General features: G+C 46.9%; 25 protein-coding genes. 15 read left to right on the top strand and 10 right to left on the bottom strand.

What is annotated here, in order from left to right:
* Positions 1-100 precede the first annotated feature (100 nt).
* Positions 101-691 (top strand): acetate uptake transporter, encoded by a 591-nt coding sequence (locus tag K4H28_RS03910; RefSeq protein WP_221007101.1) that lies wholly within the window; start codon positions 101-103, stop codon positions 689-691.
* An 88-nt stretch (positions 692-779) separates the two neighbouring features.
* Here the strand turns inward: K4H28_RS03910 and K4H28_RS03905 are convergent, their stop codons facing one another.
* Positions 780-1217, bottom strand: a complete 438-nt coding sequence (locus tag K4H28_RS03905; protein WP_221007100.1) for a putative metalloprotease CJM1_0395 family protein — start codon at positions 1215-1217, stop codon at positions 780-782.
* Between the two features lie 40 nt (positions 1218-1257).
* Here K4H28_RS03905 and K4H28_RS16700 point away from each other — a divergent pair, with 40 nt between their 5' ends.
* Together K4H28_RS16700 and K4H28_RS03900 are read left to right on the top strand one after the other, a co-directional pair.
* Complete coding sequence (locus K4H28_RS16700) at positions 1258-1389, top strand: hypothetical protein (RefSeq protein WP_255573613.1); 132 nt, start codon at positions 1258-1260, stop codon at positions 1387-1389.
* Positions 1390-1536: 147 nt separating this feature from the next.
* A complete protein-coding gene (locus K4H28_RS03900; RefSeq protein WP_221007099.1) occupies positions 1537-1932 on the top strand; it encodes a carbohydrate-binding protein in 396 nt (131 codons plus the stop codon).
* Positions 1933-1975: 43 nt separating this feature from the next.
* On the opposite strand, the gene K4H28_RS03895 is transcribed toward K4H28_RS03900, so the two are convergent.
* Positions 1976-3280, bottom strand: a complete 1305-nt coding sequence (locus K4H28_RS03895) for an NAD(P)/FAD-dependent oxidoreductase (protein WP_221007098.1) — start codon at positions 3278-3280, stop codon at positions 1976-1978.
* A gap of 217 nt (positions 3281-3497) precedes the next feature.
* Complete coding sequence (locus K4H28_RS03890) at positions 3498-4313, bottom strand: response regulator (protein WP_221007097.1); 816 nt, start codon at positions 4311-4313, stop codon at positions 3498-3500.
* Positions 4314-4540: 227 nt separating this feature from the next.
* On the opposite strand from K4H28_RS03890, the gene K4H28_RS03885 reads away from it, so the two are divergent.
* Complete coding sequence (locus K4H28_RS03885) at positions 4541-5095, top strand: NADPH-dependent FMN reductase (protein WP_255573612.1); 555 nt, start codon at positions 4541-4543, stop codon at positions 5093-5095.
* Between the two features lie 104 nt (positions 5096-5199).
* Here the strand turns inward: K4H28_RS03885 and K4H28_RS03880 are convergent, their stop codons facing one another.
* Complete coding sequence (locus K4H28_RS03880) at positions 5200-6432, bottom strand: phosphoglycerate kinase (protein WP_221007096.1); 1233 nt, start codon at positions 6430-6432, stop codon at positions 5200-5202.
* Positions 6433-6661: 229 nt separating this feature from the next.
* On the opposite strand from K4H28_RS03880, the gene K4H28_RS03875 reads away from it, so the two are divergent.
* On the top strand, positions 6662-6937 hold the full coding sequence (locus tag K4H28_RS03875; protein ID WP_255573611.1) for a hypothetical protein: 276 nt from the start codon (positions 6662-6664) through the stop codon (positions 6935-6937).
* Positions 6937-7512: a lysophospholipid acyltransferase family protein gene (locus K4H28_RS03870; RefSeq protein ID WP_221007095.1), complete on the top strand. Its 576-nt coding sequence runs from the start codon at positions 6937-6939 to the stop codon at positions 7510-7512. The genes K4H28_RS03875 and K4H28_RS03870 overlap by 1 nt, the downstream gene beginning before the upstream one ends.
* A gap of 78 nt (positions 7513-7590) precedes the next feature.
* Here K4H28_RS03870 and K4H28_RS03865 read toward each other — a convergent pair whose 3' ends face one another.
* Entirely contained in the window at positions 7591-7794 is a 204-nt protein-coding gene (locus K4H28_RS03865; protein WP_221007094.1) for a cold-shock protein, read from the bottom strand.
* Positions 7795-8009: 215 nt separating this feature from the next.
* Positions 8010-8636, bottom strand: a complete 627-nt coding sequence (locus K4H28_RS03860; protein ID WP_221007093.1) for a YceH family protein — start codon at positions 8634-8636, stop codon at positions 8010-8012.
* Between the two features lie 98 nt (positions 8637-8734).
* On the opposite strand from K4H28_RS03860, the gene K4H28_RS03855 reads away from it, so the two are divergent.
* Together K4H28_RS03855 and K4H28_RS03850 are read left to right on the top strand one after the other, a co-directional pair.
* Positions 8735-9217: a DUF3617 domain-containing protein gene (locus K4H28_RS03855; RefSeq protein WP_221007092.1), complete on the top strand. Its 483-nt coding sequence runs from the start codon at positions 8735-8737 to the stop codon at positions 9215-9217.
* Between the two features lie 15 nt (positions 9218-9232).
* The gene (locus K4H28_RS03850) at positions 9233-10336 is read left to right on the top strand and encodes an HD-GYP domain-containing protein (RefSeq protein ID WP_221007091.1); all 1104 of its coding nucleotides are present in this window, start codon (positions 9233-9235) and stop codon (positions 10334-10336) included.
* A 2-nt stretch (positions 10337-10338) separates the two neighbouring features.
* Here the strand turns inward: K4H28_RS03850 and K4H28_RS03845 are convergent, their stop codons facing one another.
* The 4 genes from K4H28_RS03845 to K4H28_RS03830 all read right to left on the bottom strand — a co-directional run bounded on the left by K4H28_RS03845 (position 10339) and on the right by K4H28_RS03830 (position 15171).
* Entirely contained in the window at positions 10339-11085 is a 747-nt protein-coding gene (locus K4H28_RS03845; RefSeq protein ID WP_221007090.1) for a substrate-binding periplasmic protein, read from the bottom strand.
* Between the two features lie 86 nt (positions 11086-11171).
* Entirely contained in the window at positions 11172-11903 is a 732-nt protein-coding gene (locus K4H28_RS03840) for a pseudouridine synthase (protein WP_221007089.1), read from the bottom strand.
* Between the two features lie 156 nt (positions 11904-12059).
* Positions 12060-13499 (bottom strand): pyruvate kinase, encoded by a 1440-nt coding sequence (gene pyk / locus K4H28_RS03835; protein WP_221007088.1) that lies wholly within the window; start codon positions 13497-13499, stop codon positions 12060-12062.
* Between the two features lie 241 nt (positions 13500-13740).
* The gene (locus tag K4H28_RS03830) at positions 13741-15171 is read right to left on the bottom strand and encodes an MltF family protein (protein ID WP_221007087.1); all 1431 of its coding nucleotides are present in this window, start codon (positions 15169-15171) and stop codon (positions 13741-13743) included.
* Positions 15172-15274: 103 nt separating this feature from the next.
* Here K4H28_RS03830 and K4H28_RS03825 point away from each other — a divergent pair, with 103 nt between their 5' ends.
* From K4H28_RS03825 to trpS, 7 genes are all read left to right on the top strand, one after another.
* Positions 15275-17164: an ATP-binding cassette domain-containing protein gene (locus tag K4H28_RS03825; protein ID WP_221007086.1), complete on the top strand. Its 1890-nt coding sequence runs from the start codon at positions 15275-15277 to the stop codon at positions 17162-17164.
* 5 nt (positions 17165-17169) lie between these two features.
* Positions 17170-20073, top strand: coding sequence for a PAS domain S-box protein (locus tag K4H28_RS03820; protein ID WP_221007085.1), 2904 nt, complete (start codon positions 17170-17172; stop codon positions 20071-20073).
* Between the two features lie 122 nt (positions 20074-20195).
* Positions 20196-21785, top strand: a complete 1590-nt coding sequence (locus tag K4H28_RS03815) for a peptide chain release factor 3 (protein ID WP_221007084.1) — start codon at positions 20196-20198, stop codon at positions 21783-21785.
* Positions 21786-21990: 205 nt separating this feature from the next.
* A complete protein-coding gene (locus K4H28_RS03810) occupies positions 21991-24285 on the top strand; it encodes a mechanosensitive ion channel domain-containing protein (RefSeq protein ID WP_221007083.1) in 2295 nt (764 codons plus the stop codon).
* Positions 24275-24538, top strand: a complete 264-nt coding sequence (locus K4H28_RS03805) for a hypothetical protein (RefSeq protein ID WP_221007082.1) — start codon at positions 24275-24277, stop codon at positions 24536-24538. The genes K4H28_RS03810 and K4H28_RS03805 overlap by 11 nt, the downstream gene beginning before the upstream one ends.
* A 110-nt stretch (positions 24539-24648) precedes the next feature.
* Positions 24649-25530, top strand: coding sequence for a flagellar filament capping protein FliD (locus tag K4H28_RS03800; protein ID WP_221007081.1), 882 nt, complete (start codon positions 24649-24651; stop codon positions 25528-25530).
* 301 nt (positions 25531-25831) lie between these two features.
* Positions 25832-26854 carry a tryptophan--tRNA ligase gene (gene trpS / locus K4H28_RS03795; protein WP_221007080.1) on the top strand — a complete coding sequence of 341 codons (1023 nt, stop codon included), beginning with the start codon at positions 25832-25834 and terminating at the stop codon, positions 26852-26854.
* Positions 26855-26875: the final 21 nt, after the last annotated feature.

The following is a 26875-nucleotide window of genomic DNA, read 5'->3' as shown; positions in this document are numbered from 1 at the left end:
AAATAAACCTCAAGCAACTATTTATTGATGCGCTGCAAATCTTTTATCATTGCGCCCCTGTATAAAACAGCTCTAACTTACACACAATAGGAATCGCAAGATGACCGCCCCTACACTCTTTGCCGAAAAAGACCTCACCGCCAACCCTGCTCCATTAGGATTAATGGGATTTGGGATGACCACGGTGCTACTGAATCTGCACAACCTCGGTTTATTCGGCAATAGCGCCATGATTTTGGCGATGGGTATTTTTTATGGCGGTATCGCTCAAGTGATCGCGGGCATCTTGGAGTGGAAAAAAGGCAATACCTTTGGCACCACTGCGTTTACCTCGTATGGCTGCTTCTGGTTGTCATTGGTTGGCTTGCTCGTTTTACCTAAATTAGGTTGGGCGGAAGCGGCAAGCAGTAGTGCGATGGGTGCCTACTTGCTGATGTGGGGTATTTTCACAGCGTTCTTATTTGTAGGTACGCTGAAAATGGATAAAGTGTCGCAATTTGTTTTTGGTTCACTCACCGTGCTATTTGCCTTGCTTGCACTCGGCGACTTCACCGAGATCGCCGTGATCAAACAAATCGCTGGCGTTGTCGGTATTGCCTGCGGCAGTGCTGCAATCTACGCAGCGATGGCGCAGGTGCTCAATGAAGTGTATGGCAAAACGGTATTGAGCGTCGGTGGAAAAAGCCACTAAGCAGTAACTAACTCCAATTCAACATACATGGGTATATAGATGCAGCCATTTTAAATAAATGACTACATCTATATACCCATTATTACATTTACGCATCAACCGCCACATTAGAGCGAGGCACTTCATTGCTCGAATAAGCCTCGGCCAATTTTTGTTGCTGTGGATTACGTGATGCGATTTCGGATTGCGCTTGTAATTCCATCGCTTGCGCAGCGGCTGCAACTGAGCGGTCTTGCCCACTCGGATCGGCCGGCGCCAAGGCGGCAGCTTGAATAATCCGCGCCTTGCGAATAGTCTCCTCTGGCGATTTGCCGGGGCTCACATCAATACTCACCTCGCCACCGACGGCATATTGCTTACCATCCGGCCCCTTTTGCATGCTATAGCTCGCACCGCCTTTAGCCAAACCACCCGAAGCGGCTAAATGGGCTTGTTCATGCTGACGAACTTCTGCATCGCGAGCGGCAAGCTGGCGTACTTGTGCGACTTGCTCCTGACTCAGTGGTTTTCCTGTTGGATCAGTCATTCCAGCGCTTGACTTGCCTTCAGTGGCACTGAGCGACTTTATGCTTGAGCCTTGGGCTTTAGTGGCCAAGCAAGATGCGCACTGGCAATTGGGCCCACAAGCCGATGCCGTGTACGTACTGCTCGATGAAATTGCCCCTAGCCCGCCCACGATGCGCCCTCCTCAGCTATAAATTGATTATACGCCAAGCAAATTTAAATATCAGAACAAGGACTTAGCTGCCATCACACAAATTCACAGCGATAGAGTTAGTTAGTTCATTGTTGATTCAGACGCAGCATGGCAAACTGGAACGATCAAATTTATAGCGGCTAAACGCATGTCCAGACTAAATAAACTCATCCTAACTTTGCTGCTGATCAGTAGTTCATTGGCATGGGCCGCAAGCCCTTGGCGCGAAGGCCGCCATTATGGGCAAGGCGAAATCGTGACTTACCAAGGTCGCACCTACAAAGCACTGCAAAGCCACAATGCAGAACGCGGAGCGAATTGGAATCCAGAAGCGGCAGCCTCACTCTGGGCACCATTTGAAATGAAAAATCCAAGCTTTAGTTGGCAAGAAGGGAAACAGTATCGCCAAGGGCAAATTGTCGAATACCGAGGTCGTAGCTACCGTGTACGTCAAGCGCATAAATCAGAGCGTGGCGCAAACTGGAATCCTGAGGCAGCCCCTTCACTTTGGGAACCACTCGACAATATTCAATTACCCCGCTAATCAGTCGGCCACAGAAAAAGGGAAGCAAGCCTCCCTTTTTTCATTAATGCAGCTTGAGTGACGGTCGCGCGACGCGCCGCAACTTATCACCCACCCACAGCAATCCCGTTAAGATCCAGCCATGTACAGCAGCTTGGTGCATTCGATACAACGAGGCATAAATCAATTTTGCGCCACGCCCTTCTACATAATAATTGCGCTGCGGCCCCACAATCGCTGCCAAACTACCGACCGCCGTATGTTTACCCAGCGAGACCATCATGCCTTGCGGCTTGAATTGAAATGGCAGCACCTCAGTACCTTTGATTTGCTTTTCTAATGCGCTGGCCAACCATTCAGCTTGCTGATGCGCCACCTGCGCAGTGGCTGGCAATAAAATACCATCATCGTTTGGCGACAAAGCTGAGCAATCGCCAAGCGCATAAATGTGCTTATCCGTTAAGGTTTGCAAAGTGCTGGTGACTTCGATTTGATTTAAGCGATTGGTTCTTAAACCCAAAGTGCTGAGCCAATCCGCCGCCTTCACGCCGGCCACCCAAACTCGAATATCGCTTTCAATTTCACGGCCATCCGCCAACAGGAAACCAGACTCGGTGACCGCTGTGACGCGGCTATTGGTAGCCACTAAAATGCCGCGTTGCGCCAACGACTCAGTGGCATATTCGGATAATGACTCAGGAGCACCCGCCAAAATGCGCGGCATCCCTTCAATAATGGTGATTTCAAGCTGTGCCGGGCTCAACTCAGCGCCGTAAATATGCATTTCACGAATCGTGTGATCAATTTCTGCGGCTAATTCAACGCCAGTCGGCCCACCGCCGACAATCCCAATATTCAGTTTCTTCACCGCATTACCCGAAATACCTACGGCAAACGATAAAGCGAGAATTTTCTTGCGCAGTTTTTCTGCATCCACTGGATTATTCAAGAACATGCAATGCTCTTGTGCACCTTGCGTGCCAAAATCATTGGCAATCGCACCCAAGGCCAGCACCAAATGATCGTACGCAATTTCGCGCGGAGCAACGATTTCGACGCCTTGATCATCTTTCACGCCAGTAATCTGGATGACTTTTCGCTCCCGATCAATCCCGGCCATCCAACCAAATTCAAATTGATATTGATTGCGCCAAGCATGGCCAAAATAGTTCACTTCATCTTCACCCGTATTCAATGCACCGGTGGCCACTTCATGCAGCAAAGGCTTCCAAATATGGGTGGCAGAGCCATCTACCAGAATCACCTTCGCTTTTTTTGCTGCTCCTAAGGTCCGCCCCAATTTGGTAGCCAATTCCAAGCCGCCAGCTCCACCACCAACAACGACAATACGAGGGATTTTTGTATTCATAATGGCTTCTCCAAATGGGAAATGACGGGACGAAATCTCAAAAGGAGTATACCGTGCGCCATACAAAAATGTAGTATTAATACGTATTATTTGATTGATATTTAGAAATTTATGAAAGTCAGATGGGCATTGCACGCCATCAACATAATGCATAGTAAGTGGGTATATCTATAGCAGCTCTATTTATCAATGCATCATGACAAATACATACACATTACTATTGCGCAGGCAGCACACGCTCAAGCAATGACTTCACCATGGCTGGCTCAAAGGGCTTATCACAAATACCGGAAACACCCGCCTGCTCAACCGCCGCTAAACGACCGTAATCTTTTTCAGAAGACACCATCAAAATAGGAATATGGCTTTGCCAACTTTGTGTTCTGACGTACTCAACCAATTCTTTGCCATCCATCTCTGGCATGTTGTAGTCGGTAATCAATAGATCAAAAGTACTTTCTTCAAGCAGGACTTTTCCAGCATGGCCATTTTCAGCCTCAGTAATGTTGCGAATTCCCATATTTTCAAGCACTTTGCGCATGTAATTGCGCGCCGCGCGCGAATCATCGACCAGAAGAACACGTACCAATTCTAAATCGATCTCGTGCTGGTCTAAAGAATGATCGACCGATAAATAGTCCAGCGTCATCATCAAAGCATTGTTTAAATGGTCAGTAGAAAAAGGCTTGGGCAGAATGGCGCAAGCGCCAAGCTGACGCACGGGCTCAAGTACTTGCGGGCGAGTTTCACTTGAAATCAGAATAAATGCTAAGTCTTGTGTGGATTCTTCATTGCGCAATAGCGTCAATAACTCAATCCCACTCATGTCAGGCAAATACAGCGAACTGAGGACTAAGTTCGGCGATTTATCATCCAAAGGAATTAATAACTCCAAGGCTGCCTGCCCACTTTCTACCCGCTTAACATGGGTAATGCCTAACTCGGCCAAGCGACAAGCCATCACTTTGCTTTGCACCGCAGACGGCTCAATCAATAAAGTCCGCAAATCACTCGGTTCATAGAAAGAACTCATTATTTGCATCCTCGAAAAAATATCTCTTATTTATAGAGAATCAAACGGGATGCAGGCAAGAATTTGTATCGTTTAAGCTTTAATTTCAATATACGCTCGCCTCTACACCTCCGTATTCAATACCATCATCTATTCAAGAATATTGAACATCAGCGACAAGTCTTTGAGCTATCAAATCGCAATCCTATCGCTTAAACTCATTTGTAGTTATCAACCTGGAGTCTCAAATGATATTGAACAGCACCAAAGTTCTCGCGCTCTGCGGCAGTTTACGCGCTAAATCCAGCAATAAAGGCTTACTGCGTTACGCGCAAGCCAATGCGCCGGAAGGAATGAGTATCGAAATCGCCAACCTAGCTGACATTCCATTTTACAACTCAGACATCACTGACACGCCCGCCAGCGTAACAGCCCTACTTGCTCAATTTGCTGCTGCAGATGCCTTTATTTTTGCAGGCCCCGAATACAATTACTCAATCTCACCTGCTTTAAAAAACGCCATCGACTGGGCGTCTCGTGCGCCGAACAATGCGCTTTTGGGCGGTAAAGCAGCGGCTATTATGGGCGCCGGCGGCGGAATGGGCACTTCACGCGCGCAATACCATTTACGCCAAGTCTTCGTGTTTACCGATATTCATCCACTAAATAAACCCGAAGTATTTGCCAATGCGTTTTCCGGGCAGTTTGATGCCGATGGCAATCTGATTGACGAAAAAATACAAGAAAATGTAAAAGCACAACTGGCGGCTTTAGCTACTTGGTCGCAACAATTGCGTAAATGATCATTTAAATTTGATTCATAAAAAAAGCCGATCAAGCGATCGGCTTTTTTATGTATATTGATATAGCCATTATAAATAAAAGGCTGCACAGCAATACCTATCGATTACTTATCGCTCAATGCATCAACGCCTGGCAATGCTTTGCCTTCCAAGAATTCAAGCGAAGCGCCACCACCTGTTGAAACGTGACTTACTTGATCTTCTAAACCGGCTTTCTCAACTGCAGCAACTGAATCACCACCGCCAACAATCGTAATCGCGCCAGTCGCAGTCGCTTCAACCAGTGCGTGTGCAACGGCAAAAGTACCTTCTGCAGAAGCATCAATCTCAAACACACCCATCGGGCCATTCCACAACACCGTTTTTGCCGATTTGATGATCGCAGCATAAGTAGCACGACTTGCAGCACCAATATCAACGCCTTCTTGATCAGCAGGAATTGCGGTCGATTCAACTTGTACCAAACCATCCAAAGTGCGCGCATCAAAGTTCAGAGCACGAGTCACCATCGTATCAGTTGGCAGAACGAGTTTGTCACCCGCTTGCGCCATTAATTCACGCGCCAAATCAACTTTATCGTTTTCGCACAATGATTTACCGATCTCGTAGCCTTGGGCTTTGAGGAAAGTAAATGCCATACCGCCACCGATGATCAGTTTGTCTACTTTTGGTAGCAGAGCTTGAATCACATCGATTTTGCCAGAAATTTTCGAACCACCAATAATCGCCACCAAAGGACGAACTGGGTTGTTTACCGCTTCGCCCAAGAAATCGAGTTCTTTTTTCAGCAAGTAACCCGCAGCGCGTGGCAATTCAACGCCAACCATTGATGAATGTGCACGGTGTGCAGTACCAAACGCATCATTCACAAACACATCACCCAATTTGCTCAAGCTTGCGCGGAAAGCAGCAACTTTCGCAGGATCTGCTTTCACTGAATTGCCATCGGCGTCTTTGGCTTTGCCTTCTTCTTCAATGTGGAAACGCACGTTTTCCAACAACACAACTTTACCCGCAGGCAAGCTAGCGCAGGCTGCTTCAACTTCAGCACCCACGCAATCGCTCAAGAATTCAACAGGGCTACCGAGCAACTCAGTTAAGCGTGCAGCAACTGGTGCCAAGCTGTATTTCTCTACTTTCTGACCGTTTGGGCGACCCAAATGTGACATCAACACCACCGATGCACCTTGCGCTAAAGCATAACGAATTGTCGGCAATGCCGCGCGAATCCGTTTATCACTTTCAACCACGCCATTTTTAACGGGCACGTTAAAGTCAACGCGAATCAGAACACGTTTACCAGCAAGGTCGAGGTCTTCAATAAACAGCTTAGCCATGCGTTTTCTCCGTAAGGGGGAATGAATTTTGTATCAGCCTCTGATTGTAGCAAGAACCTCGGCGAAAAACGTTGTCGATTCTCAGTTTTTCTCTATTCAAACTGAACATACTACGTATTAATACTAGATAAATTATCAATATGGGCAGCAAGCGCCAACCAGAGGTAAATTGTCAGCGATAGAACACACGCAAAGCTTTATAATAGGCGCGCTTAAAAAGGAAACTATCATGCCAATGAAGAAATTTGAATTAGAAAAACGCAAAGCCGAAAAACTACATAACGACCTTGGTGCCGCTAATGCACCGGCCCGTTTTGGCCAAGCTGCCGGTACGGTGCTCGACAAAAAAGAACAACGTAAACTTGACCAAGCCAAAGGTCTGGTGCCTTTTGCCTGCAAACTCAACCAAGACCTTGTTAAACAATTGCATGACACCTGCGCAGCGCGCGATGTTTCTGTAAACGATCTTGTGGCTGAGCTGATTCAAGCCGGTCTGAACAAATAATGCAGCGCACCATCTTTGATACACCGATTATTCGCGATGTGATGCCCGGTGTATCGAAAATGCTGTTTAAGCTGATTGGTTGGAAGGTGGTGGGCGATTTTCCAGCAATCGACAAATACGTGTTGATTGCAGCCCCCCACACCAGCAACTGGGACTTTCCTATCGGCTTAGCGATTTGTTTTATTGGTGGCAAAAAAGTATTTTGGATGGGTAAACACACTTTGTTTACAGGCCCCTTAGGGCCACTCGCCCGCTGGCTAGGTGGCATTCCGGTTGATCGACGCAAATCGAACTCGCTGGTCGAACAAATGGCAGATGTTTACCGAAACAGCACGAAATTGATTGTCACGGTGCCGCCGGAAGGGACTCGAAAAAAAGTTGAGAAGTGGAAAACCGGATTTTATTACATTGCCTTGCAAGCCCAAGTGCCTATTGTACTTGGCTATCTGGACTTCAAGACTAAATCGGGCGGTTGCGGAAAAGTATTTTATCCAACAGGCAATATCGAATTAGACCTACAGGAAATTCAACAATTTTACCAAGGCATTCGCGGTAAAAACCCAGAAAATCAATAAAGCATTTCGTTTTATATCGACGCAAAAAAACCCAGCAAGCTGGGTTTTTTTCTACATCAACAGACCTAGCTAATAGAATTAAGCTGGTTGGATGTTAGAAGCTTGTTTGCCTTTAGGACCAGTAGTCACGTCAAACGAAACTTTTTGGCCTTCTGCTAGGGTTTTGAAACCTGCAGAATTGATTTGTGAGAAGTGAGCAAACAAATCTTCGCCGCCTTCATCAGGAGTGATGAAACCGAAACCTTTAGAATCGTTGAACCACTTAACTGTACCTTGAGCCATTTTGTATTTCCCTAAAATAAAATAAATTTAAAGCACGAAAATCAAGGGAAATGAAGCACTGCGGTACGGCAAGGCCACTACATCACACACATCCACTACTTGAAGATCCTGCAGCACGTATCTTGTCTGAGTGTGCCGCTGCTGGCAAGCTTTATTTATCATTTTCCGACAAAAAGAAGCTGATCGGCACTTTTCACACTCAAATCATCCCTGCATTAGGACTCATCCGCATTCGCGGCCAGCAACAAAGCCACGGCATGCTTCAGTTCAGCCACTTCAAGCTCTAACTGACTAACACGCTCAGCAAGCCCGCTAGCCGGTAATTCGCGCGATTCAAATTGAACTTCACCCGCTAATAGATGCGCCCAGCGACATTCCCGAGCTCCCGCTTGCTTAGGCAATTGCACGACTAGAGCGCCTATTTCACGCCCTGCTAGCTCATCCAAAAAACCCTCCACAGCTGAGATATCAGCAAAGCGATGCAAACGCTCACAATTGAGACGCAACTCACCCGCTGTTTGTGGGCCACGAAGCATCAGCACCGCTAGCAAGGCAACCGATTGACTTGGAATCTGTAATGCACGACCTAGCAAGTGCTCGTAGCGCGGAACGCGACTTCCACTGACTTCATTGACCATCTCCAAGCCACGCAATTCATCGATCACGGCAGCCACATCGCCCTCAGAGACATCCAGCACTGGATCACGACTGGATTTTTGATTGCAGCCTGTCACTAAGGCATTTAAAGTCAAAGGATAAGAATCCGGTACGGTACGCTGTTTTTCAATCAACACGCCCAACACACGCGTTTGCAACAGACTCAATGCAGTCCCTTCAAACATAACCATGACCTCTTAGCTAAAAAAAACACATTATCTTCGCTTCGACAAAAAAAACAAAAACTATAAACAAAGCATCTTGACCAATTCGGAGTGGCACCATGCTTAAAGTCTCAATGCAATCCATCGCCGCCCTTGCATTTTGGAGTTGCAGTACATGCTATGCCGCACTAAATCCACAAATAGGCCAGTGGGAAAGTACCAGCGAAATACCTGCTGAGCAAAAAGCGATGTTCCAAAACATGCCGCCTGAGGCACTTCAACAGATGCAAAAATCAGGTATGAAAGTCGATCCAAAAGCTGGCTCGATGACGAGCACTTTTTGCATTAAAGAAGAACAACTCGCCGATTGGCATCAAATGGGGCAAAAACCACAACAAAACTGTGAAAAGCCACAAATTAGTGACAGTGGCAATGTCGTCAAAATGAATATGGTTTGTAAAAAGCCCCATGCGAGTAAGATGCAAAGCATCATCACGTTCAATTCTGCGCGTGATGCTTATCAATTTGAGCACCATATCCAATCAGAAAATCACGCAATGACGATGCGCGGCAGAGCGAAACGGATTGGGAATTGCAAATAAGAAGGTCGCCCCAGTATGCCGGATACGAACGAGCTAGAAAATCCACAAGTTATCGACTGGAATGCGTTTACCGATTTTCGTGATGGTCTCGTGGATACCGCACCGAAAATTGAGACCCTGCTTGCCGAACTCAAGCAAGCACCACAAGACTTGAGTCGTATCACGCTATTATTTCGCTTATTTCATAATATCAAGGGCGATGCAGGATTATGCCGCCTACCCTTTGTAATTCCATTGGTTCACGGCGTAGAAACGCTGCTGGGGCGAATGCGGGCGGGTGAATTGCCATTTAGTGATTTACTGGCTGAAGTGATTCTACTCACGCTAGATCGACTCGAACAAACGATCGAGCTATTAAGCGAAAAAGAATCCGCTGCGGCGTTGGCCCTACCGGCTTTAGCACTAGGCCTTGAAGGTATATCTCAGCAGCCATTAGAAAATATGGATGCTAGCGCAATACGTCTAATTGAAGCAGTAACCGGTTTTCGACCTGGTCTTAGTGTTTTGCCGCAACGGGATGCCAGCCATGCGAAACGCAATATGGCCGAGCGGCATGAAGACCTCAACTTCTTTCATCAATTGGCCTTACAGCTCGAAGCACGCTCACCTTTGTTTCAAGGCCGTACCGCACGAAATTTAGAACTGGCTTTAGAAACTAATAAAGAAGCCGGCAACCGAGTCAACCCCGTCCAGCTTGAAGCGGCGGTTTATCTCCACGATTTGGGGATGATGTTTTTACCTGAGTCATCTTGGCTGCAAGTTGAACAACTGAGTGAGAGTGCGCGCGAAAAACTTAATCAACATCCGCAATGGGGGGCAGGGCTAGCCGCGCGAATGGTGGGCTGGCAAGAGGCGGCGCAGATGGTGATGCAACATCACGAAAAACCCAATGGCAGCGGCTACCCCAATCAACTACAGCACGCTGAGATCGTCGATGGCGCCAAGATTTTGGCGATTATTGATGCATTTGATGCGATTTTATTAAAGCATAGTCACCGTGGGCAGCAGCGTTCTATTTTGCGAGCAATTGCAGAAATCAACGCCTCTGACCGCCAGTTTGCCGCCGAATGGATTGCACCGTTTAATCGCGTGATTCGTGCAATGCTGGAGAACAAATAACACTAATCAAGCGCCTGCAATTGCTTCAAGCGACCACTTGCGGTCAATTTAGCTAAACCTTGATTAAATTGCGCAACTCGTGTGATGCAGTTGGGATTTTTGATAGCGCAAACGAAATGCAATTCACCCGCAGCCACCTCTGTGTCGTGCAGCAACACAAAATCCGCTCTTTCTTTCACATTAAAATTCTGCTCAATCAAAGCCGCCGCCACTCGCGAGTCCATTAATACAAAATCAACTCGATCATGCAGCAAAGCTTTTAAACTCACGACATCACTATATGAAGACACCGTTTTGAGCTTGGCTTTGTACTGCTCAAACGTTTCGCCATAGCTATAGGCCTGCGTTATGCCTAATCGATAACTTTTCAAGTCACCCCAATTTTGCCAAGAAAAATTTTTATGCTTTTGCGTACTAATCAAAATCGATCGGCTACGCAACATGGAATCTGAATACAACCAACGCGTTAATCGATCGGTGGTTTTGATATAGCCGAAAGAATAGTAATTTTGCGAATCGAGACCATTTTCAACTCGTTTCCACGGCTCAAATTGAAATTTGGCCTCCACGCCAACTTGCGCGAAGGCCTCTTGCATAATCTGACTTAAGTCACCGTAACCCGGTGGCGTATTTTCGATATAGGGCGACCAATCGCCAACGGTCAATCTGATGGTGTCAGCGGCATAGTTTGAAGAAAGCAAGCCAAACAAGCCGAAGCCCATGACGATTTTTAAGACACGATTGCGCATAGCCCTCTCCGTACTACAGGACAAAACCTATATGTATTGCCATATAGACATTAATTAAATTGGCTTATATGACAATACCTACAAAATCAAAAACGTTCATTACCCTGCAAAAAACGCCAATTACTTTCTGGCAAGCTAGAAAGCGCAATTCGACCAATCCGAATCCGCTTACATGAGCGTAGTTTAATTTCGACTAACTCGCACAAGGCCGGTAAAAATTCTGGCGCGCCAGCGCGAAGTACCACACGCAATTGCTGATCGCTTTGCCGTGTAATTTTGTAGGGCTTCAGTGGCACACCATCAAATTTGGTGCGACTATTCATTTGCTTGAGCGCATCTGCACTCAGTTCGCCATCAAACCAGAGCAAAAACTCTTGCTCGTGCTCTGTTGCCAAGGCCCTTGCCAAACGACCATCTTGCGTTAACACCAATAAACCTGTTGCTTCCGTATCTAAACCACAAGGCGCTTGAAAATGCGGTAGATGTTTTTTAAGGAGTACAAACCCCGTTTTATCTTGCGCATCACGATGCTCGTTATTGAGTAATTCAAGCCAAGATTGGCCTTCAGCCTCAGGCCAAGCAGCATATCCTGCGGGCTTGTTCAGGATTAAAGTCACGCGGTCTGGCTGCTTATGTATCGACATCGTTGCAGCTGCAACGGCTATTTTTTGCTCTGTCGTCACACGGCTACCCAGTTGATCAACCACTTGACCATCGACAGTCACGCGGCCCAGTTCAATCAATTCATCAGCCTCACGGCGCGAACACAAGCCCAGCTCGACCATACGTTTAGAAAGACGAATTAGCTCTTGCGTCATCGGGAACATCCTTTTTTAAAAAACCAGTGTAGTCGTCATTTTTCTTGCTTACGACTCTTCAAGCTCGTATCAAACGACCAACGTTAAAAATCAATTGGCTAACCAACAAAAAACCGGCCCGCAGGCCGGTTTTAATTCATTCAAAGCATTCAACTCTTAGCGAGACGCAGAACCAACTTGTACGATGCGCATCGTGTTAGCGCCAGAACCGACAGCCGCTTTATGCACACCCAAGGTCACAACCAGTTTATCGCCCGGCACAACGACACCCGCGCGCAATAATTCCAGTTGGGCAAAAGCCAACTGTTCTTCACGATCTGAGCCTACTTTAGGGTCGATCATAATTGGGCGAACGTGACGGAACAAGGCCAGTTTGCGATACGTATTGAGTTCTTGAGTAAAGACATAAATTGGCACACCGGTGTTATAGCGTGACAACCACAATGCCGAAGCGCCTGAATGCGAAATACAAACAATCGCTTTGATCGGCAATTTGCTAGCGGCATACAAAGCCGACATCGCAACGGCTTCGTCGATTTTTGCAAATTCAGTCACTTTATCAAATTCGGCTTCAACCTTGCTTTCACCCGAACGCTCTGCTTCCAAGCACGTACGCGCCATTGCTTGAACGGCTTCAAGTGGATATTTACCCGCTGCAGATTCGGCTGACAGCATCACCGCATCAGTACCATCCAATACCGCATTGGCGCAATCAGACACTTCAGCGCGAGTTGGCACAGGGCTTTCGATCATTGATTCCATCATTTGCGTCGCAGTGATGGTCAATTTGTGCATTTTACGTGCCATTTTGATCATGCGTTTTTGCAATGCAGGGACTGTGGCATCACCCACTTCAACGGCCAAATCACCACGAGCAACCATGATGCCTTCTGAAGCAGCAAGGATTTCTTCCAGATTAGTGATCGCTTCAGTGCGTTCGATTTTGGCAATCAAACCACCATGGCCGCCTGCAGCGCGCAATAAAGTGCGTGCCATATACATATCAGCAGCCGATTTTGGGAACGACACAGCGATGTAATCCGCTTGCAAAGCCGCAGCTGTTTTAATGTCTTCCATGTCTTTGGCAGTCAACGCTGGTGCAGTCAAACCACCGCCCTTACGATTGATACCTTTGTTGTTCGACAGTACGCCGCCCATCGTCACAGTCGTGAACACTTTCGCACCGACCACAGAATCAACGATCAATTGGATTTTGCCGTCATCGAGCAACAACTCAACACCTGGCTCAACGTCGTTTGGCAATTCTTTGTAATCCAGACCCACTGTGTCTTGGTTGCCCAATTCGCATTCAGCATCCAAAATAAATTTGGCGCCTTTTTTCAATTCGATTTTGTTTTTTTCAAACTTGCCAACACGGATTTTAGGACCTTGCAAGTCAGCCAAAACCGCAACCGATTTACCTAATTTTGCCGCGATAGAGCGAACTAAAGCCGCGCGATCAGTATGATCTTGCGCCGTACCATGCGAGAAGTTCAAACGCACAGTATTCACTCCGGCAACAATTAGACTTTCCAGCACCGCTGGATCATTCGACGCTGGGCCGAGGGTTGCTACAATTTTTGTACCGCATTGCATACTTTAAATCTCCAATGAAAGGCAAAAAAAACTTGTGCCAACAATACGCGGATCAAGTCCGCTTTAACATGATAAAAAACAGTAAATCCTGAAAAGAAATTATTTATTTTGCAACGGTTCGTTGCACTATCGGGCAAAGCCTAGCTAAGGCTAAAAATACACTACCCACGTATTAACATATGCGCATTACAGTTATATGGCCGCAATGATATACCCCTAATGGTTTTCAAACTACTAGCGGCTATTTTTTTGCACCCGCGCTACTTGCTCGTTTGGCGGTAGTTTTCTCAGCCGACTGATAGGCCAGGTAAAAACGATTCACCGTTGAAACATAGTCCACCATGCCTTTACTGACATGATTTAATGCGACTTTTTCTACATTGCCAACCCATACATTGGGATCTAAGCCTTGTGACTTGGTGCGGCTACGAATCTGCTGCAAACGCCCTTCACCCGCGTTATACGCTGCGATCATAAAATAAAGTTGATTGTCCTCAGTAATGCCTTGCTGGCTATACATCTTTCTGAGGTGCGCTAAATATTTGGCTGCAGCAGTGATATTTCCTTCATTGCCGTGTGGATCGCTCACCCCCATTGCACGGGCGGTCGATGGATTGACTTGCATCACACCGGTTGGGCCATTTTTGCGAATCACCGGGTTCAATTTAGATTCTTTTTGCCCAATCGCTGCCAGCAGCATCCAATCTAAATTATTTGCCGCTGCGATCGATTGAAACATGGGCATAAAAAAGCCCAATTTATCCAATGGTGCTATCGCCTCCGAGCGCGCCGCCTTGGCATCTTGTGGTAAGTAACGCTGCGTCAAACTGGTCGCTTTTTCTATCGGCATTTTCTTACTGACGATGTAGCGATTCATTAATTCGAGTAATGCCCCATCCGCAGGACGTACCGCCCAAGTAAGAGGGACTTTCTCATTCAAACACGCACCTATCTGTAGTGATTTAAAGCGAGGAGCCCATAAATTCAGAATGGTTTTACTCGCCAAGGTGTAATTAGCTTGACCAGCATTGATTTCAGCTAACTGTGTTTCAACCGCACTACCTAGAGCAGGATCATCCAGAGTCACTTTCAAATCAGGATGTGCATCCAGTAAACGTCGGCCCATACTCGCAGAGTTGAGCAATAAAGGCTGTTCAGCCAAATCTTCTAAGCGGCGAATCGCGCTGTCTTTTGGGCCCACTAAACACCATTGATCCATTGCATAAGGCTCGGAAAATGACACGATAGACCGAGCACCTTCGGTCAAAGGAATCAGGCCAGCAGCAATATCGCCTTTGCCCGCGAGCAAGGCTGGAATCAACTCCCCCGACTCAATCGGGATAAATTGCAGACGAACTGGTGGCAAGCCCTTCGCCCGGTTTCGATTGAGTTCCGCCTCAAACCCGCTCAGTAAAGCGTATTCCAAACCATGCGGACGACCATCTTTTAAGAAATAAGTCGACGCACCTAAACCCACCAATACGCGAATGCGATTGGGTGGATTGTCCACATCAAACTCACCCGATTCGGCCAAAGCGCTGCTGGCTTTTAGCACAGGATGAGTGCTTTTTGCTTGTGCGGCATCGACTTTGACTGGTTTAGGTGTCGGTTTTTTTGCCCAAGAAAACGCTGAAATACACGCAAAAATAAGGCACAGGGCGATCTGTTTCATCCTGCGGCTCCAAATGAGATTGTCATGATTCTAATCGCTAACGTGCTGAATCCCCAACACACCCGTATAATCGCGGCTTAAATTGCAAATTAAAGAGTCTGCTATGCCTTTGTTACTGGTTGAAAATGCCCACCTCGCCTTTGGTCACTGGCCGCTACTCGATGGCGCAGCCCTCGTTTTAGAGCCTGGCGAACGCGTGGGTTTGATTGGTCGCAATGGCGCAGGAAAGTCGTCTTTACTCAAAGCGATTGCAGGCGTGCAAAAACTTGATGAAGGCACGATTCGCTTTGTAGACAACGCCAAAATGGCCTTTGTTCCGCAAGAGCCGATGCTCAATCCTGAGCACACTGTATTTGAAGCTGTGGCAGAAGGTCTTGGTAATATTCGCCAAATTTTGATTGATTACCACAATGCGCTAGATCACCTCGACGACACGCAAGAAAGCCTTGATCGACTGACCGACATCCAGCATGAACTAGAAAGCCAAGACGGCTGGCGACTCGACTCTTTGATTTCAACGACGATGTCACAACTCAATTTGCCACCAGAGACTTTGGTCTCAGCTTTATCGGGCGGCTGGAAAAAAAGGGTCGCAATTGCGCGTGCTTTAGTCACAGAACCACAAGTACTATTACTCGATGAGCCAACCAATCACTTGGACGTGAGCGCGATTGAATGGTTAGAAACGATGCTCAAAGGTTTTGGCGGTAGTGTCTTATTCATTACCCATGACCGTCGTTTCCTCGATAACGTGAGCAATCGAATTATTGAGCTTGATCGTGGCAATATCACCAGTTTCCCTGGCAACTTTGCCGCTTATGAGGCGAAAAAAGAAGAGTTGATCGCCCAAGAAGAAGTCAACAACAAGAAATTCGACAAAGACCTCGCCGCAGAAGAAGTCTGGATTCGACAAGGCGTGAAAGCGCGCCGTACCCGTAATGAAGGCCGTGTTCGCCGCCTGGAACAACTACGCCGCGAACGTTCAGAGCGTCGTGAACGCCTCGGCAAAGTAGAGTTCCAAGTTGAAGCCGGTGATCGCAGCGGTAAAATTGTTGCCGAACTGGAAAACGTCAGCAAAGCCTACGGTGATAAAGTGCTGATCAAAGACTTTAGCACCCGCATTTTACGTGGCGACAAGATTGGTTTGATTGGCCCGAACGGAGCAGGTAAAACCACGCTTCTCAAAATGATTCTAGGAGAACTCGAGCCTGATTCTGGCTCAGTTAAAGCCGGTACAAAGATTCAAGTCGCCTATTTTGACCAATTCCGCGAACAACTAGATGACGAAAAATCTGTCGCCGATTCAGTCAGCCAAGGTGATGACTTCGTCGAGATCGGCGGTCAGCGTAAACACATCATGGGTTATTTGGAACAATTCCTGTTCCCTGCCGAACGTGCTCGCAGCCCCGTTAAGTCATTATCCGGTGGTGAACGCAATCGTTTATTACTTGCGCGTTTGTTCACACGCCCAGCGAATGTTTTGGTGCTCGACGAGCCGACCAATGACTTGGACATTGATACCCTAGAATTGCTTGAGCAATTGCTCGACGAATATCCAGGCACCGTTTTCTTGGTGAGCCATGACCGAGCGTTCTTGGATAATGTGGTGACACAAACCATCGTGTTTGAACCCAACGGCGAAATCATCGAAAATGTTGGCGGTTATCAAGATTGGATCGATGCCAAAGCACGTATGCTGGCTACGCGAACAGAACCAAACAAAGTCATCAGTTCGAAAGACAGCAAACCCGCTGAACGCGTAAAAACGCAAAAGGCCAAACTCAGTTTTAATGAATCACGTGAGTTAGAAAACTTGCCCAAGGAAATCGCGCAACTGGAGAACGAACAAGCAGAATTACAACAATCTTTGCTTGATCCATCGATTTATCGTGATTCTGCTGATAAAGCCAAAGCAATGCAGGCTAGAATCGATGAAATTGATGCGTTGACCATCGTAAAAATGGAACGCTGGGAAGAATTAGAGGCCAAATAAACAGCATGCTGAAGTTGTTACGCCCACAAAAATTAGAAAAGAAAGCCAATCACAATACACTTCGAGTATTGCGTATTGGCTTGCTAGCTTTCTATGGCGTAACCGTGCTACTGGTTTTATTGACCTTAACGTGGATTACGATTCGCGACTACCATCAAACTATGCAAGAGGCAGAAAAATACAATCTGTCTCTCGCTCGTTCTTTAGATGAAAATGCCACTCGCGCTTATGTTTCAACCGAGCAAGCGATGCAGAACATCATCGAGGACATCGAGCGTCAAGGTGGCGTAGAAAAGTCTGATGAATATGTCATGCACTTATTACTGAAAGATAAGGTGCGCTTGACCCCCCAAATTCGCGGCATTATTACAATTGCTCCTGATGGCGTACTTCACAGCCACGGACTTGAGTACCCAGTTCGAAAGGTTACACTATCTGATCGGAGCTACTTTAGCTATCACCGCGATTTTGATTCAAATAGGCAATACATCAATGAACCCATCCTGTCGCGCACAGATGGAAAATGGCTACTCCCCATCACACGTCGTATCAATTTACCCAATGGTGAATTTGGTGGCGTGGTGCTTTCAGGCATGGAACCCGCTTACTTCCTAAAGTTTTATGACTCGCTACAACTCCCTAAAGGGATGCAAATTGAATTGTTGCGCAGTGATGGCATTATACTGGTCAACTATCCATTTAATGAAAGTAAGCTTGGCCTCAACATAAGAAACAATGACTCTCTATTTTTTGAACAACTGCGCCTAAAGCGAAGCAGCACTTTTATTCAGAACGAGAATGGTGAAAAGCTGGTCACGTTTATTGTCAACCAAAGTGACAACCCACTAATTATTCGCCTATCGTACGATGTCGATTCGATTCTGGCCTCGTTCAAATCACAAACACATATACGAATCGCGCTGGCCACCGCGCTCATGTTGGTAATTTCAATTTTGACGTACATTCTAATGCGCCAAATCCGCCGCGCAGAAGAGACGGAAGCTCGCTTACATTTGACTCAATTTACAGTTGATGAATCACCTGATCTCACTTTATGGTGCAATGAATTAGGAAAAATAATTTACGTCAATAAAAGCATGGTAAAACAATCTGCTTATGAAGCAGATGAAATCGACCAGCTGAATTTTACGGATTTGTTTACTGAAACTTCGCAAGAAGAATGGCAAAAACTCTTATTACAGTTGCAAGAAAACAAACCGATTAGCTTTGAAGGGCTGCTTAAAAACGCCTTAGGCAAAATAACACCAATCGAAGTTTCATTGTCGCGTATTCAATTTCAAAATCAATTTTATATCTGCTGTACTGCGCGCGATATTTCAGCACGTCGAGAAGCTGAGCAAGAATTACGCCGTCATCGCGACCATTTGCAAGAGATGGTCATGGAGCGCACCGCCGAAATTCGCACGGTGCTGGATGCCAGCCCGCTAGCGATTATGCTCTCAATGCGCGGAGTTATTCGACTGGTTAACCCTGCGTTTGAGCTACTATTTACTTACGCCGCCAGCGATATTATTGGCCTACCGACCCATCATATTTTTTCTTCGACAGAGCGCTTTAGCGAAACAAGCCAAGTGATTTGGAGCAAAATTGCCAGCGGCGGTGTTTATCGTGGTGAAGCCGAGCTCTATCGCCGTGATCATTCGCCATTTTGGGCGATGATCTATGCGAAAGCTTTAGTTCCTGGTGATATGTCAAAAGGTCTCATTGCCGTCATTGAAGACATCACCTCACAACGAATTGCAGCGCAAGCCCTTCGCCAATCTGAACGACTGAACCGCACCATTATTGACCAAACCGCCGATGGCTTTTTGCTGGTTGATGCGGGGCTACGCATCTGTGATGTGAATCGATCGTTTACCCGACTACTTGGTTTTACCCGCGAAAATCTGATTGGTCGACGACCAGAAGAATTGTGGCCAGATAATTCAAGCTGTATTTTCCCAAGCAATTTATCTGAATTGATAAATAAGCCACAAGCGCCGATTGATTTAGAACTTAGTAATGCAGAAGGCAAAACTCACCCATTCTTGGTCAATAGTGGCATCGTTTTGGATGATCAAAATTCAATTGAGTATGCCTACGCCTTCTTTACCGATATTACAGTGCTCAAAAAAATTGAAACTCATTTAGTTGAAGCCAAAGAAGCTGCCGAAAGTGCCAATTATGCGAAGTCTTCATTCTTGGCCAATATGTCACATGAATTACGCACGCCAATGCATGCCATATTGTCATTCTCTGAGATGGGCTTAGGAAAAACTCAAAATCAAGATGCGCCAGAAAATGTAAATTTGTATCGCTATTACGAGCGTATTAATGCCTCAGGAAAACGCTTATTAGTATTACTGAATGATTTGCTAGATATGTCGCGCCTTGAAGCCAATAAAATGACTTATGATAAAGCCAACTATAGCTTGCAACTGGTGGCTCGCTTAGCTTCTAATGAAATCAGTTCATTAATTAACAGCAAGCAATTGCAATTAAATATTCAAGAGCCCGAATTCGAAGCGACCGCCAGTTTTGACAAAGCACGTTTGACGCAAGTTTTGGTTAATTTACTCTCCAATGCGATCAAATTTAGCCCAGTTGGTAGCCTGATTGATATTCACTTCATCGACAATGCGATCCTTACCGATGGTCAAACTGCGATTGGTGTTAGCGTTCGTGATTATGGCCCTGGCATCCCTGATGAAGAACTCGAATACATTTTTGATAAGTTTATTCAAAGCACCCGCATCCGTAATGGCGGTGGTACAGGGCTCGGGCTTGCGATTAGCCGTCAAATTATTAACGATCATCAAGGGCAAATTGTCGCGGCAAATCATCCTGATGGCGGCGCAATCTTTACTGTTTTACTCCCCACTGCAGGTAGTCAAAACGAAGAATCTTGAACGCGCCTAAGCCTAGTCGCTATACCCGTTAAGTAGTTAGAAATATCGGTAAGGCGTTTATGGTTTTGCTTCGGGGCACAATCGCGTACAATTGCGCGTTTTTCCCCTTTGACATCAATACCATGCCGGATATCATCAGTGAAGTGGCGCGCCGCCGTACTTTCGCCATCGTCTCCCACCCTGACGCGGGTAAAACGACGCTGACTGAAAAATTGCTCTATTTTTCAGGCACGATTCAAAACGCTGGTACGGTCAAAGGAAAGAAAGGCGGTAAATTTGCTACGTCCGACTGGATGGACATTGAAAAGCAACGGGGTATCTCGGTTGCGTCATCGGTCATGCAGTTCGATTACCGCGATCACGTCGTAAACTTGCTCGACACACCAGGTCACCAAGACTTCTCGGAAGACACCTACCGCGTTTTGACGGCAGTGGATTCAGCCTTGATGGTGATTGATGCCGCCAAGGGTGTGGAAGCGCAAACGATCAAACTATTGAACGTCTGCCGCATGCGCCACACACCAATCATTACGTTCATGAATAAGTACGACCGTGAAGTGCGTGATTCATTGGAATTGCTCGACGAAGTCGAAAGCGTGCTCGAAATCCGCTGCGCACCGATTACGTGGCCAGTCGGCATGGGTAAAACCTTCCGTGGTGTGTATCACATCCTCAAGGATGAAGTGATTATCTTCACGCCGGGCAAAGGTCCACTCGATGAAGTTGAAATCATTAAAGGCATCGATAATCCACGTCTGGATGAATTGTTCCCACTCGAAATCGACCAAACACGCATGGAACTGGAATTGGTTCGCGGTGCTTCGCATCCTTTCGTACTCGAAGAATTCCTAGATGGCACCTTAACTCCGGTCTTCTTTGGATCAGCGATTAATAACTTCGGTATTCGTGAAATCTTGAATGCGCTCGTTGATTGGGCACCACAACCATCAGACAGCGCAGCAGTACAACGCGCCGTGTCACCGACTGAAGAAAAATTCTCAGCTTTCGTGTTCAAGATTCAAGCCAATATGGACCCAAAGCACCGCGACCGCATTGCGTTCTTGCGCGTTTGCTCGGGTGAATTTACCCGTGGTATGAAATTCAAGCATTTGCGCCTCAACCGTGAAATTGCCGCAAATTCGGTGGTGACGTTTATGGCACAGGGTCGTGAACAAGTCGAAGAAGCCTACGCCGGCGACATTATCGGCTTGCCGAATCACGGCAATATCCAAATTGGCGATAGTTTCAGTGAAGGTGAATTGCTTTCGTTCACCGGCATTCCCTACTTTGCGCCAGAAATGTTCCGCATCGTCCGCATCAAAAATCCGCTGAAAATCAAGCAATTGCAAAAAGGGTTGCAACAGCTCGGTGAAGAAGGCGCGGTGCAGGTCTTCAAACCACTCAACGGTGGCGATTTGATTTTGGGTGCCGTAGGGGTATTGCAGTTTGAAGTAGTGGCATCAAGGCTTCTAAACGAATACGGTGTGGAAGCGATGTTTGAATCGACCACGATTTACACTGCTCGCTGGGTCTCTTGTGATGACGCGAAAAAACTCGCCGATTTTGAGCGAACCCTGACCAATAATCTGGGCCGTGATGCAGCCAATAGCTTGGCCTACTTGGCGACCAGCCGTGTGAATCTCGATTTGACGATGGAACGTTGGCCCGAATTACGTTTCCACGCCACGCGTGAACACGCTGTAACTCTCTAAGAGGTATATACATAGATACAGCGCTAAAGATGCGCTGTATCTATATACCTGTTAGCCACAAGAATTTCCTCTTCAAGAAATCGCTGTATTCTCCAAGTTTCAATCCAGTCTGTTCCAACAATCATGGCGCGTTCGCCATTTTCTGCTGCGCTGGCCGAGCGAGCAGGTAAAATAAACTTTATCCACTTTCATCATTGATCCCTTTATGCGCCGCATCTTAATGTGTTGGTTACTTTTATTGTGTAGCAATCCATTTGCCGCACCAATGGATTTGCTGTTGGGCAAAACAGCCAGCGCTCCAGCTAGTGCCGCAGCACCGATTGCCACCAACACGGAATTAGCACGGTTAAATCAACGGCTTGAGCTGGCTCAAGCGCAATTAAACAGCCTAGATAGCAATCTCAACGCAGCGGATCGAGAAAGTAAGCGATTTTGGCTCACACTCGAAATTTATGCGTTTCAACAACACATCGCCGCTCTGACCGGATTAGACGCACTACAAAACCAAGAGCAGCGCCAATTTTCAAGCGACATTGAAAGCAATATGTCCAGCCGTGTCCAACTCCAACAAGAACGGCAATTAATCGAGCAAGAAATTAATGTCCTGACTAGCAGCCTCAAGGTGCAAGAAACCTATTTGAATACAATCCACGATGAGCTAGAGCAAGCACAAGCAGAGCTGCGTTTAAACCAGGGTCAATTTGAAAAAACCGCGCCATTAAGTAGTCAACGCAGTCAAATGGCAAACAAAATAGCGCTCTCACAACGTAAAGTAGATACATGGCTAGCCACTTTAGCCAGTATCAACGCCCGCCAGCAATTTAGCCGTGCACGTTTACAAGATCGGCGCGAACTCGTACTAGCGATCAATGCGCGCATCGGCAATGACAGCAATCAACTGCAAGCTGAAGTGCTGGATGCCAATCTACAAACCATTCAAAAACAACAAGCATCTTATCGGCAGTTACAACATGAGCAATTGGCTAGTGAACAAGAGTTGCGTCGGAATTTAGCCGAGCTAAAACAGCAAGGCGAAGCGCTACAAGCTAAATTGGACGACCCAAAAACAAAGCACAAAGAGCAGTTGCAAGCACAAGCGAAAGCAATTGAAATTCAAGAATCCGTGCTATTGCAACAACTAGAAACCCTTGCGATACATACGGGTTTGTTAACCGATTTAATGATGGCCAATACCTTGGAAGGAAACTTCTGGCAACGCCGTCAGGCACTCGTTAAAAATGGCTCACAAAGTGACATTCAAGCGCTCAATGAAACGGTGCAATCATGGCTAGTCACCTTGCGCGACATGCTCAATGCAGCACAAAAGTCCGCCAGCATTGCCCAAGATCAGCTCGACCAACTCAGAAACACACCCAATGCATCGCCAGAATTAATCCAAGCGTGGCAAGAACGTGAGCTAATCTATCGGAATGCCAGCACTGACTTGCGCCATTCCTATGAGAAATTTGATCGCTGGATCAATAGCTCCTCGCTAAAAGATAAAACGCTCGCCATGCGGACTGATTTTTGGCAGGAAAAAATGCACAGCAAGTTAGTAGCAATTTGGAACTACGAATTATTCAGTGTGAATGATTCAGTCCAAGTCGATGGACAAAATATCTCCCTGTCGCGGGGCGTTACCGTTGGCAAAATGAGTATTGCGCTCTTACTCATTACCGTTGGCTTCGCCCTCTGTATTTTGGGTAGCAATCTCATTGAGCGACTGATACTCCGATATACCCAATGGGCTGAAATTTCCGTTCGCATCGCCAAGCGCTGGCTGCTATCGGTCGCCTTTATTATCTTATTGATCAATTCTTTATTGATCGTGCAAATTCCTCTAGCTGCTTTTGCATTTTTAGGCGGTGCGATTGCGATTGGTTTGGGTTTTGGCATGCAAACGCTGCTCAAAAACTTGATTAGTGGTTTGATGATGCTGCTTGAGCGCCCATTTCGCCCAGGCGACACCATTGAAGTGGCTGGGATTCGTGGCACGATTGTCGATATGAACGTCCGCGCCGCAGTCGTCCGTGATGTCAATGGCATCGATACCTTGGTACCCAACAGCACTTTTCTAGAGCAAAATGTCACCAATTGGAGCTATACCACCAGCATCATTCGCCAAGGCTTTCGAGTCGGTGTTGCTTACGGTAGCGATCTACGTCTGGTTGCCAAATTATTAGAAGAGGAAGTGAGGCGTCATGGCCAAATTGTGGCCGATAAAGACCCAGAGATATTATTGGAAGACTTTGCCGCTGATGCACTCGCCTTCGGCGTGTATTACTGGATCGATATCGGCGCGGGCATCATGGGTCGCCAAGTAGCCAGCGATTTACGCTTTATGATTGAAGCGAGTTTCCGCAAAAACGATATATGTATTGCCTTCCCACAGCGGGATGTTCATTTGGATATAGCAGGCCCACTGCGCGTGCAACTTGAAACACCGCAGCATAATAACCACACGCCTTCTAAACCTACAGGTCACACCGATGCAAAATAAATCTTTTCCAATCATCGAATGGACGCCCGATGAAGCTACTGTTTTTCAGCGTCTCACTCAACATCGACAATCCACCAGCGTCGAACTCATTAAACACTGCGGCATTCAAAATCCGCACGGTTTGATTGAAGCGATGAATCAAAAATTAGCGGGGAGCGAGTGGCAAATTTTTTGCAGCGTGATGCGAACTGCTGATCCTAAAAAAATCCCAGTTGGCTATTATCGACTGCTGCGCAAGCCACTCACCGTCTAATATTTGATTCAATTCAAATGACTGCCGTACATATTTACCTAGTTGGTATTGATTTTGCTTGCTAATTTAAATGAGGTCTTCATTTAAGTATTAATGACAAGGAGTGCATCATGGACATTTCAGCCAAATCAATTGCGGGGCAAATCGCCCGCATGAAAACCGATGCACTCAGTCCTCTGCTCAATCCGAATTCAAATGATAGCTTTGACATTGCTCAGCTCGCCAATGGTTACATCACCAGCCAACAAGGCATTCAGCAGAGCAGCGGTATCCAGGCGCTAGCGGGAGTTTCAGCAGTAGGCCGTAATATGGCATTGCCCGATCCCGAATCGGCCTACAAAATGATGACCGAGATTAACTATCGCTCAGTGCAATACCAAGCACAGCACGCTACACTGGCGGATATGCAATCGGGTGTTACACAACTGGGGCAAGCCGCAGCTAAACTTGATAGCATCAGCCCAGAAAGCAGCTTTTCGGCAGTAAGATCTCAATTACAAAGCTTTGCTGACCAATACAATAGTTGGCGGCGCGAGTTTGATACCGATAGCCAAGATCCCGAATTACTCGGCAATACCCAAGCAGCTCAAGCGGCCCGCCATGCGCTGCAATCCAGTATCAGTAGCCCATTTCATGGTGCACTGAACGGCCTTCAAGGCTTATCAGCGCTGGGTTTAGAAATAGATCCAGTAAGCAAAATGGCCAAACTTGATGTTGCGGCTTTTGAAAACATTTGGAACAAACAGCCTGCTGATGCAACAGCAGCCATCCAAGATTTCAGTAAAAATTTCACCGAAGCGGCAAACTTGCTCACTGCCAACGGCAATTTCTTCCAAAAACAATTTGGCAATTTAGATCGTGCGATTGATTATATTCAAAGCAATCAAACTGCACTGCAAAATGAATTTGGCTTAGGCGACCCACCCAAATTGTCACAACGACTCGCGCTAGCAGTAGCGGAATATCAAAGAAACCAAGGCATGGCTAATTAATCAGCAAGGTATTGCTCAGTAGGCCATATTAAATGATACTTATAGCTACATACATATCAATATTATTTATGACTAGGGTTAATCCTGACCCTAGTTAGCTTGACGTAGGCTAGGCAACACTGCGAAGATGAAATCATGAACTCGATCAAACAAACCCTCGCAGTAGCTTCTTATTACTGGTGGCGCCTTTAGGCGGCACTGGGTTTGCGTATCTATACAAAACCTGCTGCCGGATTCGGTGACAGGTTTTTTTGTTTTTAGCCCTCCCCCATCCGGCAGCTCCCCATCTTAGGAGCAACACATGTCATCATCGACCAGCCCCACCATCATCGTCACTGGCGATCGCACCACGGGCCCCTTGCATCTCGGCCATTTTGCTGGCTCATTGCAAACACGGCTCACACTGCAAGAAAGCCACACGCCATTGATTCTATTAGCCGACACGCAGGCGTTAGCCGATCACCAAGGCGACTACCGCGCGGTTCGCCAAGCCGTCATTGATGTGGCGCTCGATTACCTCGCAGTTGGTATTAATCCGCAAAAATCAACCGTCTTGATTCAATCGATGGTGCCAGAACTCGCCGAGCTATCGTTTTACTTGATGAATTTAGTGTCGGTGGCGCGCTTAGAGCGCAATCCCACAGTGAAATCAGAATTACGCGCAAAGGGCTATGAAGGCGAAGATCGCAATATTGCTGCCGGATTTTTAAGCTACCCCGTCAGCCAAGCTGCCGACATTATCGCACTGCGCGGCACATTGATTCCGGTTGGTGAAGATCAATTGCCGATGATTGAACAAACGAATGAAATCGTGCGCCGCTTTAACCGTATGGTTGGCGAAAACATCCTCAATGAGTGCGAAGCGCTACTTTCGAACACCACCCGCCTACCTGGCATCGACGGCAAAGGAAAAATGAGCCGTGTTGCGGGTAATCATATTGCCTTATCCGCCAGTGCCGATGAAATTACAGCGGCAGTGAATAAAATGTACACCGATGCGCAGCACCTCACGATCAACAGTCCGGGCCAGATTAAAGGCAATGTCGTGTTTGCATTTTTAGATGCGTTCGATCCCGATACCGAGCAAGTGGCCCAACTGAAGGCGCACTACGCGCACGGTGGTTTAGCCGATAGCGTGATTAAAGCGCGCCTAAATGACGTTCTGCAAGCGCTCATCGGCCCCATCCGTAGCCGCCGCGCCCAATTTGCCCAAGACCCTGATGCGGTACTCTCGATGTTGCTGTGCGGCTCAGCCAAAGCGCGACAAACAGCGGCACTCACATTGCACAAAGTCAAAACAGCGATGGGGATGTACTACTTTTAGCCCTCTGTTGTTTTCACCAGG

This window comes from Deefgea tanakiae (genome assembly GCF_019665765.1).
In the GTDB taxonomy this organism is placed as follows: domain Bacteria; phylum Pseudomonadota; class Gammaproteobacteria; order Burkholderiales; family Chitinibacteraceae; genus Deefgea; species Deefgea tanakiae.
Note: the sequence above shows the minus strand (reverse complement) of the source record. Positions and strands in the feature narration are given on the sequence as shown.

What these genes read in the sequence shown, in the direction of transcription:
- K4H28_RS03850 (WP_221007091.1), top strand. Translation starts at nt 9,233, where the DNA reads ATGCCGGATACGAACGAGCTAGAAAATCCACAAGTTATCGACTGGAAT.
- K4H28_RS03900 (WP_221007099.1), top strand. Translation starts at nt 1,537, where the DNA reads ATGTCCAGACTAAATAAACTCATCCTAACTTTGCTGCTGATCAGTAGT.
- K4H28_RS03825 (WP_221007086.1), top strand. Translation starts at nt 15,275, where the DNA reads ATGCCTTTGTTACTGGTTGAAAATGCCCACCTCGCCTTTGGTCACTGG.
- K4H28_RS03820 (WP_221007085.1), top strand. Translation starts at nt 17,170, where the DNA reads ATGCTGAAGTTGTTACGCCCACAAAAATTAGAAAAGAAAGCCAATCAC.
- trpS (WP_221007080.1), top strand. Translation starts at nt 25,832, where the DNA reads ATGTCATCATCGACCAGCCCCACCATCATCGTCACTGGCGATCGCACC.
- K4H28_RS03885 (WP_255573612.1), top strand. Translation starts at nt 4,541, where the DNA reads ATGATATTGAACAGCACCAAAGTTCTCGCGCTCTGCGGCAGTTTACGC.
- K4H28_RS03860 (WP_221007093.1), bottom strand. Translation starts at nt 8,636, where the DNA reads ATGTTTGAAGGGACTGCATTGAGTCTGTTGCAAACGCGTGTGTTGGGC.
- pyk (WP_221007088.1), bottom strand. Translation starts at nt 13,499, where the DNA reads ATGCAATGCGGTACAAAAATTGTAGCAACCCTCGGCCCAGCGTCGAAT.
- K4H28_RS03865 (WP_221007094.1), bottom strand. Translation starts at nt 7,794, where the DNA reads ATGGCTCAAGGTACAGTTAAGTGGTTCAACGATTCTAAAGGTTTCGGT.
- K4H28_RS03895 (WP_221007098.1), bottom strand. Translation starts at nt 3,280, where the DNA reads ATGAATACAAAAATCCCTCGTATTGTCGTTGTTGGTGGTGGAGCTGGC.
- K4H28_RS03910 (WP_221007101.1), top strand. Translation starts at nt 101, where the DNA reads ATGACCGCCCCTACACTCTTTGCCGAAAAAGACCTCACCGCCAACCCT.
- K4H28_RS03855 (WP_221007092.1), top strand. Translation starts at nt 8,735, where the DNA reads ATGCTTAAAGTCTCAATGCAATCCATCGCCGCCCTTGCATTTTGGAGT.
- K4H28_RS16700 (WP_255573613.1), top strand. Translation starts at nt 1,258, where the DNA reads ATGCTTGAGCCTTGGGCTTTAGTGGCCAAGCAAGATGCGCACTGGCAA.
- K4H28_RS03880 (WP_221007096.1), bottom strand. Translation starts at nt 6,432, where the DNA reads ATGGCTAAGCTGTTTATTGAAGACCTCGACCTTGCTGGTAAACGTGTT.
- K4H28_RS03840 (WP_221007089.1), bottom strand. Translation starts at nt 11,903, where the DNA reads ATGACGCAAGAGCTAATTCGTCTTTCTAAACGTATGGTCGAGCTGGGC.
- K4H28_RS03830 (WP_221007087.1), bottom strand. Translation starts at nt 15,171, where the DNA reads ATGAAACAGATCGCCCTGTGCCTTATTTTTGCGTGTATTTCAGCGTTT.
- K4H28_RS03890 (WP_221007097.1), bottom strand. Translation starts at nt 4,313, where the DNA reads ATGAGTTCTTTCTATGAACCGAGTGATTTGCGGACTTTATTGATTGAG.
- K4H28_RS03875 (WP_255573611.1), top strand. Translation starts at nt 6,662, where the DNA reads ATGCCAATGAAGAAATTTGAATTAGAAAAACGCAAAGCCGAAAAACTA.
- K4H28_RS03800 (WP_221007081.1), top strand. Translation starts at nt 24,649, where the DNA reads ATGGACATTTCAGCCAAATCAATTGCGGGGCAAATCGCCCGCATGAAA.
- K4H28_RS03870 (WP_221007095.1), top strand. Translation starts at nt 6,937, where the DNA reads ATGCAGCGCACCATCTTTGATACACCGATTATTCGCGATGTGATGCCC.
- K4H28_RS03805 (WP_221007082.1), top strand. Translation starts at nt 24,275, where the DNA reads ATGCAAAATAAATCTTTTCCAATCATCGAATGGACGCCCGATGAAGCT.
- K4H28_RS03845 (WP_221007090.1), bottom strand. Translation starts at nt 11,085, where the DNA reads ATGCGCAATCGTGTCTTAAAAATCGTCATGGGCTTCGGCTTGTTTGGC.
- K4H28_RS03905 (WP_221007100.1), bottom strand. Translation starts at nt 1,217, where the DNA reads ATGACTGATCCAACAGGAAAACCACTGAGTCAGGAGCAAGTCGCACAA.
- K4H28_RS03810 (WP_221007083.1), top strand. Translation starts at nt 21,991, where the DNA reads ATGCGCCGCATCTTAATGTGTTGGTTACTTTTATTGTGTAGCAATCCA.
- K4H28_RS03815 (WP_221007084.1), top strand. Translation starts at nt 20,196, where the DNA reads ATGCCGGATATCATCAGTGAAGTGGCGCGCCGCCGTACTTTCGCCATC.